Source organism: Nakamurella panacisegetis (genome assembly GCF_900104535.1).
Lineage (GTDB): Bacteria > Actinomycetota > Actinomycetes > Mycobacteriales > Nakamurellaceae > Nakamurella > Nakamurella panacisegetis.
The window spans coordinates 2,593,177-2,606,562 of sequence record NZ_LT629710.1 but is presented as its reverse complement, the minus strand read 5'-3'; the positions used below and the strand labels follow the sequence as shown (position 1 = coordinate 2,606,562).

Annotated in this window: 11 protein-coding genes and 1 tRNA gene; 3 read left to right on the top strand and 9 right to left on the bottom strand. The window is 68.9% G+C overall.

Features of this window, described 5'->3' with window-relative positions; genetic code table 11:
* Positions 1-2: 2 nt before the first annotated feature.
* From BLS97_RS11465 to BLS97_RS11440, 6 genes are all read right to left on the bottom strand, one after another.
* Positions 3-1,334, bottom strand: a complete 1,332-nt coding sequence (locus BLS97_RS11465; protein WP_197676131.1) for a reverse transcriptase family protein — start codon at positions 1,332-1,334, stop codon at positions 3-5.
* Between the two features lie 260 nt (positions 1,335-1,594).
* On the bottom strand, positions 1,595-2,539 hold the full coding sequence (locus BLS97_RS11460; protein ID WP_090476081.1) for a hypothetical protein: 945 nt from the start codon (positions 2,537-2,539) through the stop codon (positions 1,595-1,597).
* A complete protein-coding gene (locus BLS97_RS11455; RefSeq protein ID WP_090476080.1) occupies positions 2,536-4,857 on the bottom strand; it encodes a hypothetical protein in 2,322 nt (773 codons plus the stop codon). Before BLS97_RS11455 ends, BLS97_RS11460 begins: the two co-directional genes overlap by 4 nt.
* 90 nt (positions 4,858-4,947) lie before the next feature.
* Positions 4,948-6,897, bottom strand: a complete 1,950-nt coding sequence (locus BLS97_RS11450; RefSeq protein ID WP_157695370.1) for an AAA family ATPase — start codon at positions 6,895-6,897, stop codon at positions 4,948-4,950.
* 152 nt (positions 6,898-7,049) lie between these two features.
* Positions 7,050-7,673 carry an NADPH-dependent F420 reductase gene (locus tag BLS97_RS11445; RefSeq protein WP_090476078.1) on the bottom strand — a complete coding sequence of 208 codons (624 nt, stop codon included), beginning with the start codon at positions 7,671-7,673 and terminating at the stop codon, positions 7,050-7,052.
* Positions 7,674-7,820: 147 nt separating this feature from the next.
* Positions 7,821-8,555, bottom strand: a complete 735-nt coding sequence (locus BLS97_RS11440) for an SDR family NAD(P)-dependent oxidoreductase (protein WP_090476077.1) — start codon at positions 8,553-8,555, stop codon at positions 7,821-7,823.
* A gap of 136 nt (positions 8,556-8,691) precedes the next feature.
* Between BLS97_RS11440 and BLS97_RS11435 the strand changes: the two genes are divergently transcribed.
* Positions 8,692-9,333, top strand: coding sequence for a TetR/AcrR family transcriptional regulator (locus BLS97_RS11435; RefSeq protein WP_090476076.1), 642 nt, complete (start codon positions 8,692-8,694; stop codon positions 9,331-9,333).
* Between the two features lie 418 nt (positions 9,334-9,751).
* On the opposite strand, the gene BLS97_RS11430 is transcribed toward BLS97_RS11435, so the two are convergent.
* Positions 9,752-9,824, bottom strand: a tRNA-Thr gene (locus tag BLS97_RS11430).
* 90 nt (positions 9,825-9,914) lie between these two features.
* Here BLS97_RS11430 and BLS97_RS11425 point away from each other — a divergent pair.
* Positions 9,915-10,346 carry a hypothetical protein gene (locus tag BLS97_RS11425; protein ID WP_090476075.1) on the top strand — a complete coding sequence of 144 codons (432 nt, stop codon included), beginning with the start codon at positions 9,915-9,917 and terminating at the stop codon, positions 10,344-10,346.
* Between the two features lie 22 nt (positions 10,347-10,368).
* A complete protein-coding gene (locus BLS97_RS11420; RefSeq protein WP_090476074.1) occupies positions 10,369-11,121 on the top strand; it encodes a 3-hydroxybutyrate dehydrogenase in 753 nt (250 codons plus the stop codon).
* A gap of 92 nt (positions 11,122-11,213) precedes the next feature.
* Here the strand turns inward: BLS97_RS11420 and BLS97_RS11415 are convergent, their stop codons facing one another.
* Positions 11,214-12,038: a PSP1 domain-containing protein gene (locus BLS97_RS11415; RefSeq protein ID WP_090476073.1), complete on the bottom strand. Its 825-nt coding sequence runs from the start codon at positions 12,036-12,038 to the stop codon at positions 11,214-11,216.
* A 61-nt stretch (positions 12,039-12,099) separates the two neighbouring features.
* On the bottom strand, positions 12,100-13,293 hold the full coding sequence (locus tag BLS97_RS11410; RefSeq protein WP_231988058.1) for a DNA polymerase III subunit delta': 1,194 nt from the start codon (positions 13,291-13,293) through the stop codon (positions 12,100-12,102).
* Positions 13,294-13,386: the final 93 nt, after the last annotated feature.

The following is a 13,386-nucleotide window of genomic DNA, read 5'->3' as shown; positions in this document are numbered from 1 at the left end:
TCTCATGTTCCGGACGGGCTGAAGTCGATCTGACTGTAGGTGGCCAGGAGCCGACGACCGCGTTCTGGGTCCAGCGCGGCCACCCAGGCCACCCGCCCTCGGAGATGGCTACGGAAGTCGGTGTGCAGCAAGCGATTCTGCGATTCGGGACCGAAGCGGACACAATTGTGCAGTATCGCCCGGAGGGTGTCGTACTCCGCTCGGGAAACGGTCGGGTGTCGATTCACCACAACGCCGGTCACCGTCTGGCGGTCGTCCTGACCTCGGACCCTGGTCTTCGTGGTGTTCAGCGCAAAGCCCTCCTCCGCGACGATCCGCGCCACCGCCGCGACCACCCCACGGCTGCGGCGGCGCAGATCCGGTCCGGAGAACGTCAGGTCGTCGGCGTACCGGGTGTACCTGGCACCGATCCGGCTCGCATAGGCGGCCAGCCGACGGTCCAGTCCGAAGGCGGCCAGGTTGGCCAGGTGGGGAGAGGTCGGCGCCCCCTGAGGCAGGTGCGGCTCCGCGAGTTTGCGGCGCAGCCGGAACGCCGCCGGGTGGCCCGACGGCATGCGGCGCAGGACATCCACCGGGGTCGCCTGGGTGCACAGACCGGTGAGCAGGTGCGCGACCGGTTCCGGGAACCCGGCCATGCGGAAGAGCCCGTAGATCCGCCGGCCGCTCACCGACGAGAAGAACGACTCGAGATCCAGGCTGATAACGGTGGCCGCATCGACGTGCGGACGGGCTCCGGTCACCGCGCTGCGCCCGGCGACAAATCCGTGAGCAGCTTCGTGGACCGGGATCGGCGCCAGCAACTGCTGCAGAATCTGGCGCTGCACCTCCTTCAGGCGTGGCCGCGGAGCTTCGAGCAGCCGACTTCCGGACCGGGTGCCGACCCAGGTCGAGCGGTAGTGGTGCAGGCCAACGGACGCGGCCCGCCGCTGCAGACCTTTGGTGTCGGCAAACCACAGAAGGTCGGGAACCGACAGGCCGAGACACTCGGCGAGGGCTGTGGCGTCGTTGATGCTGACGACCGGGAAGGGCCGCCGCACGGTGGTGGTCGGGGTGGTCACCCGGTGCTGCGGAATCGGCAACCGTCGGCGCCGGCGGCGGGCGCGGCGCTCGAGCTCCTCCATCGTCCGGGTCCGTCCGATGAGACGGGCCAACTCACGCGGCCGGTCCGCCGGAGGCTCCGGATAGAACTCGAGCACCTCTCGGACGAGGCGGCGGATCCAGGCGTGCCGCTCCCCCAGCACCAGAGCGCCCTGGGCCCGCATAGGCGCCCCGGCCCAGTCCCCCGCCAGCATCCCGTCGGCCAGTGCGGCCGCCAGGCGATCCCGTGCGCGCATCCAGTCTCCCCCTCACCCCCGGACGTCGACGACGGCAGGCGACCTGTCCTGCCTGACGGGCATTGCCCTGCGCGGAGCGCGGCATCATGCCTGTGACGTGCTGCGATACCACCACAACCGGCCCCGGGGTATCCCCGGAGCAGCTGATCGGCCCCGCTGACCACTCGGAGGCGAACCAGCAGTCTCGCCTGCCGTCGTCGACCTGGGCCGAGACTCTCACATCATGGGCGGAGCGGTCGAGAGTTTCTTGCGCGCTGCGGCTACCGAACCGCCTCGACCGCGGGTTCGTCGTCGAGCAGTTGCAGGCAGGCCACGACGTCGCGGTGCACCTGGTCCAGGAGCCGGCGGATCGACGACGTGTGGCCGCTCGGCGCGCTCAGGTCGATGGCCGCGCGGTACATGGTGGTACCGGATTCCTCTTCGACCAGCAGACAACCGATCTGGAGGCGCGCGTTGATCTGCCCGGCCAGTCGGGGCGCGTCGGCGAGCCGGCTCCCGTCGATGACGATCGGCAGCATCGCATACACGACGAGCCAGGTGCGGTCGACGATCTCGGCCAGGCAGTCCCAGTCGACCGTCTCGCCACCCATCGAGAATCCGAGCGGACCGTCCTCGTGCAGCAGGTCCGACCGGACGCCCAGCGCCTCGAGCACGCCGGCCAGTTCACCCAGCGGGTCCCGGCCGGCGTCGACCGTCAGGGACATCAGCAGCCGGTTGGCCTCGATCACGTCGATCGGCATGCCGGGTTGACGGTCGAGAACGAATTGCAGTGCGGCCGAGAGGGAGTCCGCGGCGGCCTGACCAGCGGACGGATGCAGGTAGTCCCAGACGGCGCGGTGAACTTGACCGTCCCGCTCCCAGGTGCCCAGGAACCAGTGGTCGGCATCGGTCCGGACGTCATCGGCCCGGAGCCAGTCGGCCGCCGCGGCCGTACCGAGGTTCGAGGGCGGCGCCAGTCCGGGACCACCGAGCAACACCAGTGCGGTCGACCGTTTGGTCGGTCGGGCCGACGCCGGCGTCGCCGCCACTGCGTCGAGAAGGTCAGGCGTGCAATGCAAATACCCTCGCTCCGCGGCCCGGAGCAGCGTGGCGTCGCTCACCGTGGCCAGCAGTGCCCCGTCGGCGGAGAAGCCCTTGACGGCCAGACTGACCGAATCCCCGTCGGCCGCCCGCAATTCGACGATCGTCGGCGGCGCACCCCTCACGTCGTGCCGCCGGACGCTTCGGCCTCGAGGTCACCCTTCAACGCGGCCGGATCGGACAGTCGCTTCGCGACTTCGGCCGAGCCGGCGGCGGCCTCGGTGAAGGCACCCAGCGCATCCTTGGCGTCGCCGAGCTTGCCCGCGTTCTCCTCCGAGCGCATCTGCGGAATTTTGGCCGTCTTCGCCTCGGCCGTCTGCGCGGCGGCCTTACCGGCGCCGGTGTCCTTCATCAACTGCTGCGTCTTGGCGTGGAATTCCGACATCTTCGCCGCGTGCCGCGCGACGAGGGCGTTGGTGACTTCCTTGGTCGACTTATCGAAACTGTCCTGCGATTCCTTCACCCAGCCGGGCGCCTGGGCGGGCGCCGGCGGCGCCGCCTTCGTGCCCGGCACCAGTCCCGCGGCACGGGCCACCTCCGGACGCGGCGCCTCCGGACGGGCCTGCAGGCCGGTGACCGCGTTGCGGGCCGCATTTCCACGCCGGTTCTGGTCGGGCGCCAATTGACCTACGCCGAGGCCGGCCAGTCCGGGTGCGATGGCGCCGGTGCCGAGCCCGACCGTCTTGTTGACCGCCGCCTGACCGATCCCCAATCCGACGTTCGACGCCGCGGCGCCCGTGCTGGCCAGATTCGAGAAGCCGTGAGTACCAAGCTGTTGCGACGTCGACTGGAACGAACCGGACAGCACGCCGGCGTTTCCGGCGCTGGCCGCGACCGAAGGCGCGACCACCTGCGCGGCGTCGCCGATGAGCTCACTGCCCTGCTGGACGATCTGGGCGTTCACCGTGTTCTTGGCCCGCCAGTTGCTCATGAACGCGCGCTGAACGGTCGACCAGCTCAGCATGATCGCCCCCAAGACGCTGCGCAGAGCTGACAACCCCACGACGATCAATCCGGCCAGCACGGCGAAGGGCACGACCGGCGGCGCGAACACCGACGCCACCCCGAGCCAGATGGCAACCGCGCCGAAGAAGTCACGCAGTTCCCGAAGGATCAGCATGAACGTCTGCAACCCAGCGTGGAATCCGGTCGCCGTGCCATACGCCTTGGACGCCTTGAGCGCGGACAGGGCTTCGCATTCGGCCTTGAGACGGTTCCAGATGAACCCGTGACTGTGGTCGAGCTCGACCGAGTGGCCGCCGTCGGTCGACTTGGTCTCCGGCCGGTAGATGCCGCCAGTCGCCGCACCGGCGACCTTTCCGGCGATGGCATTGACGACTTTGCGGCCCAGCCCGGCTCCGCCGGTGCCCGCCTTGAGAGCACGCTCCCGGAACTGTTGGAACTGCCCCACCCGGAGGGTCAGCTCGCTGCCGGACAACTTCGCTTCACGGACGTGCGCACCCACCGCCTTGACCTGGGCCGAGGCCTCGCCGAACTGGGCGAAACGCTCGCGGTGTTTCCGGGGGTCGACCCGGGCCTTGTCGTAACTGGCGACCCGGTCCTTCGTGTGCTGCATGCTGCGCCCACCGGTCATGACCTTGACCGCGGCCTTGACCGTCTTGGCTTCCTCGTACGTGCCGTCGATCAGCGGCACCGCCTGATCACCCTTGGCCACCGTCTTCTCGGCGAACCGCAAGGAAATCTCGGCCTCCGTGGCGTGCCCGCTCATGACCGGCTCGACCTGGGCCGCGTCGGAGATGCCGTACCGCTTCCACAGCTCGTCCTTCTTCTTCTTGGCGGTAGTTGCCTGTCCGAGCGCGTTTCTGTCCTGTTCCACCCGGGTCGCCGCGGCGAGCGCGAATCGGTGGTCGCTCTGCAGCTGGACATCGTCTCGCTGGGCGGTTTGCAGGAGTTGACCGGCGACGTTCTCGTAGGCGGTGGCCGCCGCGAACGGGTCGGCCGCTTCGGTTTCGACGGACGCTCCCTCGATCGGCATGGCCGACGAGGCGGCCGGGGCGGCCGGGGCGGCCGACGGATCCGCCGCGGCCGCTCCGTCCGGCTTACCTTCCCGGGCGGGGCCCTCAGCCGCGGCCGTGTCCTTGGCCGAGGCCCGGTCGGCCGAGGAGAGACCCTTTCCCTCGGCGCCGCGACCGGCAGTGCCGGGCCGGTCGCCGGTGCGGGCCGCAAAGGCGGGTCCGTTCCCACGGCTGATCTTCACGTTGAAGGGGGCCGAGACGCCATTGGTAGGAGCCATCGGGGCAGGTGGCGCCGCAACGGGCGAACCGTGGGGCGAGTCGGCCCTTCCCGTGGGGGGTGCGGGCGCGAGCGCCGCCTTCGACGAAGCGACGATCGGGCCGGCCGCGTCCTTCGGCGCCGGCGGGGCCGGGGTCAGGGCTTCGTCCTTCTTGTCCTTCGGTCGAACCATCGGCTCGGTCGACGTCATGGTGAAGCCTTTCCCTCGAGAACTCTGACCGTAGACCACGGAGCGCCCCGGACGGCATCGCTCGTTCGGGTCACGGTTACGCCAATCTGGTTACATCTGAAGGTTCACCGGTACGCGACGACCCATTTTCCCCAGTTCCCGGTGGGCCGCCTGGAGCATGTGGCGCATCCCGACCGACTCGCGCGCGGCCGTGGCGGTGAACGTAGCCGCCATCACGATGTTCTTGATTCCACCGCCGGCGATCTCGACCCCCTCGGCCAACCGACCGATGTCGACGGGGTCGGCCTGGTCGAGCTCCGGCACGGCCAGCAGGTGCGAGCGCCAGAGCGCGGCCCGGACGTCGGCCGGCGGATCGTTGAACGGCACCACGAAGTGCAGGCGGCGGGAGAAGGCGGGGTCGAGGTTCCCGCGCAGATTGGTGGCCAGCACGGCCAGGCCGTCGAACTGTTCCATCCGTTGCAGCAAATACGAGACCTCTTGGTTGGCGTACCGATCCTTGGCTTCCTTGACCGCGGATCGACTGCCGAACAACGCATCTGCCTCGTCGAAGAACAGCACGACATTGAGGCTCTCGGCTTCGCGGATGATGCGTTCGAGCTTCTTCTCGGTCTCCCCGATGTATTTGTCGACGACCGAGGACAGTTCCACCGTGTAGAGCTCGAGCCCCAACTCGCCGGCCACGGCCTCGGCGGCCAGCGTCTTGCCCGTGCCCGGGGAGCCGGCGAACAGGGACAGAATGCCGCTGCCCTTCGTGCCCTTTCCACCGAGGCCGGCCGTGCCCAGCAGTTCTTCACGATGTCTGGCCCACGACACCAGTTCGTCCAGGGAGGTCCGTGTCTCCACCGGCAGGATCAGATCGGCGAGCGTCGCGCGCGGGACGATCCGCTGCGCGCTCGCCTCCAGGTGGGCGCCGCCGTGGACCCGGGCCGCGTCACGAAGATCGGCGATCTGCAGTTCCCGATTCTCGGCGAGGGCCCGCAGATCGGCGGCCTGCCGGGCCACTCCGATCTCCTCGGCGGTGAGGGCCAGGTTGAGCAGATCGGTCCAGCCTGGGGTCGCACTGACGGCCTCGGCCAGATCCAGCCGCCACAGGGTCTCGCGGGTCGCCCGGTCCAAAATGGGCGCGGCCGCGGTGAGCGGCACCACCGACGTCCATTCCGCCGGCCACCGCATGCGGTCGACGACGACCACCGGAACAGCTGAATCGGTGAGAACGGTGAGCAGTTGGGGCATGACGGCGGTAGCATCGTCGACCCCGGTGACGACGAGGCCCGCACCGAGCAACCCCGCTTCCCGCGTCACCTCCGCCGCCGCCGCGACGGCCGACATGTCCGGCGGCCGGCGACTCAGGTCGACCACCATCGACGGGATGCCGATGGAGTCGAAAGCCCCACGGCCAGTGGCTGTTCCACTCGTTCCGGGCGCCTGCATCAGATGCACGAGCGAACCCCCGGCCCGCATTCCGTGACCGAGGCCCGTCGCGACGGCCGAGGGCACGATCGCGACCTGCAGGCTCATGGCCGCGATGGCCGACTCCGGCTCGTCGTCCCCGAAGAGGTGGGCCACCACGCGATCGGGCACCCGGATCCGGCGCGTGGTGAACGGCCCGTCGTCCGGAATGTCGAGCAGACGGTGACGAAGCAGCGGAGACCCCGGGCGCAATCGCCCCCGGGCCTGGGCATCCAGGACGTTCCGTCCGGCAAGTTCCAGTGCGACCGACGCGGTCGCGTACCCAGGCCCGCGGACGCCGGTCAGGACGCCGAACAAGGCCGCGACCCGCGGATCCGCGTCGGCCGCCGCCGCGACCGAGAGCAGGTCGGCGTCGAGCTCGCTCAAACCGAAGATCTCTCTCATCCGCGGCAGAGCAGGGTGGTGAGGGCCGTCGGCCGGGCCGGCGTGATCGGGACCGTACTCGTCACGCAGCATCGCGAGCAGAACCTCGACGTCAGGTCGCGACAACTCCCCCGCGGCCCAGTCCGTCCCGCGCCGTTCGAATGCGGCGCTCAACGCCGCAGTCAGCCAGGCCAGAAGTTCGCGCAACTGCCCCACCCCGATCCATGCGCGCCGGCCCCGCGGCCGGTCGCTGGGATCGCCCCCACCCTACGACAAGGCGCACACCATCGTCGTCGCCAAGCCCCGCTCGCCCGAGTTCACTCGCGCCGCGCCGTGTCACCAGAGTCAGGTCACCAGAATCAGCCGGCGAATTCGTCGACGCCGAGGGCGAAGTCCCAGTGGCCGACCCCGTTGCTCGCGAGGCCCATCGTGACCACGCCCATTCCTTCCAGCCAGTGCGCCATCTTGAGGCCACCGACATCCAGCGGGCGCAGCCCGAGGCTTTCGATGAAGACGGCCACGTCCGCCTTGGCCTGCGGGTTGTCGCCGGCCATGAAGACGTTGGGGCGGCCCTTCTCCAGAACATTGCGGAAGACGGTGTTGAAGGCCTTCAGCACGCTGGCACCGGCCGGGGCCACCTTGGCGGCTTCCTGCGCGATCGAGGTCTCTTCGCTGTGGGCCAGTCCGTCGAACGTGGCATTGAAGGGATTGCTGATATCGACGATGATCTTGTCGGCCAGTGCGTCTCCGTACTCGCGGACGACCGGGACGACGCCGGCGTACAACAGGGCCGTGATGACGATGTCCCCGGCTGGAACGGCGCCCCACTCACCCGTCGTCGCGCCGCCACCCAAGGCCTTGGCGAGATTCTCGGCCTTGGACTGATCGCGTCCCATGACCTCGACGGTGTTGCCGCCGGCCACCGCGAGTGTGCCGATGGTGCGGGCCATGTTTCCGGTACCGATAAGGGTGATGCTGCTCATGAGGTGTTCTCTTCCTGTTGTCAGAGGTATTGCGCGGTTTTTTGTTCGTGGTGGGTCCGGTGCAGGGCAACGGACTGGCTGTTGCGACGTCCGCCCGGCCGGTGATCAGCTCACCGCCGGACGATCCGCAATGACTCGGCGCGAGGACTATAGAGCGGTGGTGCCGCCGTCGGCGACCAGTTCCAGACCGTTGACGTAACTGGAATCGTCGGAGGCGAGAAATAGTGCGACGTTGGCGATCTCCTCGGGACGGCCCATCTTCTTGCGAGGAATGAGGGACTCGAACGCCGCCTTGGTCTCCTCGTCGAACAATTCTTCCTGCTTGGCGGTGGCGACTTGGCCCGGGGTCAGCACATTGACCCTGATCTTGCGATCGCGCAATTCGTTGAGCCAGACGCGGGCCCAAGCCTGCTGGACGGCTTTGCTTCCCGCGTAGAGGCTCCAGCCCGGGAAGGCGCCCAGAGAGGCATTGGACCCGGTCATGAAGATCGAGCCGTTGTCGTTCATCAGCGGCAGCGCCTTCTGCACAGTGAACAGGGTGCCGCGGACATTGAGCCCGAACGCGCGCTCGTACTGGTCCTCGGTGATCTCGCCGAGGACGCCCGGCTCGCCCATTCCGGCACTCGCCCACAGCACGTCGATCGAGCCCTTTACTCGTTTGACCGTGTCGTACAAACGGTCGAGATCGTCCAGGTCGGACGCGTCACCTTGGATCGCGGTGACATTGCGGCCGATCGTCTTCACGGCGTCATCCAGCGCTTCCTGCCGCCGGGCCTGAATGAAGACGTGCGCCCCTTCCTCCACGAATAGTTGTGCGCCGGCCAGTGCCATGCCGGTAGAAGCTCCGGTGATCACCGCTACCTTGCCATCGAGCTTGCCCATATTTACTCCGTCGGGTCGAGGGATGTCTGCACAACTCGGTTCTTAAGCACACCAGGTTGTATACCTAACGTAGCCCACGGCCTACCCGGGTGCAAGCTACGTACACCGACCGGTACCCAAGGACTATGCTGAAGGCATGACGGAGTTGGAGAAGGGCCCGCTGGGCCGGCGCCGGGGTCGGGGCGCGCGCGAGCGCATCCTGAGCGCGTCACAGCAGCTGTTCCGCGATCAGGGCATCAACCGCACCGGCATGGATCAACTCTGCGCCGTGGCCGAGGTGTCCAAACGCACGGCCTACCAGCACTTCAGCAGCAAGGACGAACTCGTCGCCGAGTACCTGCGCCGGTTCGATCCCGACGTCATGCCCGAACTGTTCGACCGCACCGACCTCACGCCCCGCGAACGACTTCTCGCCGCCTTCGACATGCCGGCATCGACGCCGCTGTGCCCCTACATCGGTGCGGCCGTCGAACTCCACGACCCCGAACACCCCGCCTCCCGGTACGCCCGCGACTACAAGACCGCCATCGCCGCACGGCTCACCACAACCGCCCGCGAAGCCGGCGCCACCCACCCTGAGGAACTCGGCGAACAACTGGCGCTGCTCATCGACGGCGCCTCGGCCCGCAGCCGCGTCCTCGACCGGGACTCGTTCCCCACCGCCGCCGCCATCGCCGCCGTCCTCATCGACAACGCCATCCCCGCATCCTCTCCAGCGCGGCCCACCGATGAGCCCGGAACTGCCGCGCTCGTCCCCGTTCCGGTGGGTGGCAAGTAGCGGCCCGAGCGGGCCTCGTCGGGGGATGTTCAACTCCAGGCTGAAAGCCGGTCCCGCCAGCGTCGGCCCATCGGGGTCGACGGCCATGACGTCGCGGACCCCTGGACCGAAGGCCTTACTGCGGATCAGCGGCGACCGATCCCGCTGCCCGGTCACAGTCGGCTCGATCCGGTCACTCACCAGGTCGAACCCGGCGGACAGGCCACCCCCTCCCGCCGCCGCCGCGCGTGGCCGGTAGGACAAGCTTCCGTCGTCGCGGTTGCCGGCCTAGGTGGCCGGGCGCCTACTCCTGCTTGATGAGCGACGGTGCCGCATGCTGGAATCATGCAAGGGTCCGATGGCGTCCTCGTCCGATGGCGTCATCGATGGAAACGCAAAAGGCAGGTCAGCGACACACAGTCACTGACCTGCCTAAACGAGCCCCTTTACGGAATCGAACCGTAGACCTTCTCATTACGAGTGAGACGCTCTACCGACTGAGCTAAAGGGGCAGCCTGAACAGTCTAACGGCTCCCAGCGGTCGTCCTGCACATCCTCGCTCCGGTCCCGGACGGCCGAGGGCCGTGGCCTATCTTGGATCGATGAGTCTGCTCATCGACTACTTCAGCGCGCCGGATGACACCACCGCAGCGCAGGCACTGACCAGCCCCGATGAGCGTTCCATGATCATCGAGGGCCGCCGGATCGAGCCGACGGTGTCACTGGCCGTCCTCGAAGGGCTGCTCGGCGGGCGACAGTTCGAGGAGATCCTGGACGACGACCAGTCGTACGCGACGGTGGCCATCAGTGACACCGCGGAGGCGTTCGTCATCCGGCTCGGCGAGCGTTTCGAGGATCTGCTGCTGGCCAACGACCAGAGCCACTTGGAGGCGACCGCGCCCTACTGGGCGACGGCCGAGGAGATGGAGGGCGCCCGGCCGGCCGATCTGGTCGAGTTCCTCACCGAACTGCAAGGCCTCGTGACGCGATCCCGGGACGCGGGGGAACACGTCTACTGCCTGATGGGGTTGTAGCCGGCCGTTCTATGGTCGAACGATGACCTCACTTCCCCTGGCCGGACGCACCGCCTTCGTCACCGGATCCGGTTCCGGCATCGGTGCCGCGATCGCCGCCCGGCTGGCCGCCGACGGCGCCATGGTGACCTGCGTCGACGTCAACTCCGACGCCGTCAACGCGGTGGCCGACCGGGTCGGCGGCATCCCGTTGGTGCTGGACCTGGCCGACACGGCGGCGGTCGCCGAGCTCACCGTCGACACCGACATCCTCGTCTCCAACGCCGGTATCCAGCATGTCGCGCCCCTCCACGAGTTCCCGGTCGAGAGATTCGACTTCATGATGCGGCTGATGTTGCACACCCCGTTCCTGCTGGTGCGGGCGGCCCTGCCGGCCATGTACGCGCGCGGCTGGGGACGGGTCGTGCACATCTCCTCCGCGCACGGGCTGCGCGCCTCGGCGTTCAAGAGCGCCTACGTCATGGCCAAACACGGCACCGAGGGCCTGTCCAAGGTCACCGCGCTGGAGGGCGCGCCCCACGGCGTCACCAGCAACTGCGTCAACCCCGGGTATGTCCGGACGCCGCTGGTCCAGCAGCAGATCGCCGACCAGGCCAGGGCGCACGGTCTGCCCGAGGACGAGGTGCTGGACAAGATCATCCTGGCCCGCTCCGCGATCAAGCGGATGCTGGAACCGGAGGAGGTGGCGAACGCCGTCGCATACGTCGTCGGTCCGGGCAGCGACCTGATGACCGGCGCTTCGCTCTCGCTGGACGGTGGCTGGACCGCTCAGTGATCGGCCCCGCCGTCGGCCCGGCTGCGCGTGCTACCCGGCGACCGGCGGTGCGTTTCCGGCGACCCGCGGTGCGTTCCCGACCGCGCCGGGACTCAGTGCTTCGGACGGGAGTCGTACGCCTTGCGGGCGCTGCACACCGACGCCTTCGGGCAGACCTGTTTGCTGCCGTCCGAGGCGAGGCGGATGACCACTGACTCCCCGGGAACCGAGTGCGAGACAACCACTCCCGGGCCTTCGGGCGAATCGACCGGTTCGCCCACGGCCGGAGTGGTCGCCTTGAAGTCCTGGTACAGCGGGTGCTCGTACTTCAGGCAGCACATCAGCCGCCCGCAGGCCCCGGAGATCCGCATCGGGTTCGCCGGCAGGTCCTGGTCGCGGGCCATGGCCAGGGTGATCGGCTCGTAGTCCTTGAGGAAGGTGGAGCAGCAGGTGTCCCGGCCGCACGAACCGATGGCGCCGGTGACCCGGACCGAATCCCGCGCGGCCAGCTGGAGCAGCTCCACCCGCGACCCGAGGGTGGCCGACAGGTCGCGGAGCAGCGACCGGAAGTCGACCGTCTCCGGTGAGGAGTAGTAGATGACCGTCTTGTTGTTGGCCGGTTGCGGATCGACCGCCAGCACCTTCATCGGCAGGCCGTGCTCGCGGATGAGCTTCCGGCTGGCCACCAGGGTGCGGGCCTTGACCTTCTTGGTCGATTCCTGAGCCTCCAGATCGGCCGCGGTCGCCGGCCCGAGCAGGACCGGGAACGCGTCGGTGTCCTCCGAGGAGTACTCCGCCGCCCACATCACCTGCGCCACCACCGGCCCGCGGTCGGTCGGCAGCAACACGTGATCGCCGACCTCGACGTGCAGCCCACCCGGATCGGCGTAGTGCAATTGCCCGTTCGCGGTGAATGTCACCGCACACACCATGCCCATTCCGGGAACGGTACGCGCAGACCAGTGCTCCGATCGACCTCGCGGTGCCGTTGCCCCCGCACTACCCCCGGTAGAGCTTCATCATCATCGCCTCGACCGCGATCTGCGGCTTGACGTTGGCCTCGATGGCCTCGCGGCAGGCCAGCACCGCATCCAGACGCCGGAGGGCACCCACGGCCCCGAAGCGGGAGGCCGCGGCGTCGACGTCACGGCGCAGGTCCGGGTTGGTCAACGCGACCGCGGCGCCCAGGCCGCGGGCGATCACGTCACGGTAGAAACCGGAGAGGTCCACCAGCGCGCGATCCAGCACATCACGCTCGGTGCGGGTGGCCCGGGACTTCTGTCGCCGCTCCAGTTCCTTGACCACACCGGCGGTGCCCCGGGCGGCGCCTACCGCGCCCTTGCCGGTGCCGCCGGCGCCCAATGCGGTCTTGAGCTCCTCGAGTTCCGCCCCGTCCCGGCGTTCGGACACGACCTTGGCCTGACCCTTCGCCGTGGCGAGCAGATCACCGGCCTCGCTGAACACGTCACTCATCGAACGCAGGGCCCCGGGGACGGCCAGGATCCGGCTGCGCTCCTCACGCGCCTGGTCGTCCCGGGCCAGCCGACGGGCCCGGCCGACGTGCCCGGCCGCGACCGATGCGGCCCAGTCAGCCATCTCGGGGTCGATACCGTCGCGCCGGACCAGCACCTCGGCGATCGCCGCCGGCGGAGGGATCCGCAACGACAGGACGCGACAGCGGGACCGGATCGTCACCGAGACGTCGTCCGGATGGGTGGAGGGCGCGCAGAGCAGGAAGACGGTGCGCGGCGGTGGCTCCTCGATGGACTTGAGCAGTGCATTCGACGCGCCCTCGGTGAGGCGGTCGGCGTCCTCGATCAGGACGATCTGCCACGGGCCGGTGACCGGCCGCCGGGCCGACAACGACACCACCGCCCGCATCTCCTTGACCGAGATGGTCAGCCCTTCGGGGATCACCGACCGCACGTCGGCGTGGGTGCCGCCGAGCACGGTGTGGCAGTGCGAGCAGTGGCCGCACCCCCGGTCCGGGCACTCCAGCGCCGCGGCAAACGCCCGAGCGGCGACCGAGCGACCCGATCCAGGCGGTCCGGTGAACAACCAGGCGTGCGTCATCGCGGCGGTCGGCACGTCCGGATCGGCGTGGCTGGCCGCGACGGCCGTGCGCAGCACGTCGACCGCCTCGGGTTGGCCGATCACATCGCCGAACACACCCAGCCGATCGAAGTCCGTCACGTCTGCCCTTCCGCGCACTGCGGCACCGGACCGACCTGGCCGTTCGGTGTCCGGCGTCAGTCTTGCAGATTCCCCCGACAAGCCGGCGGCCAT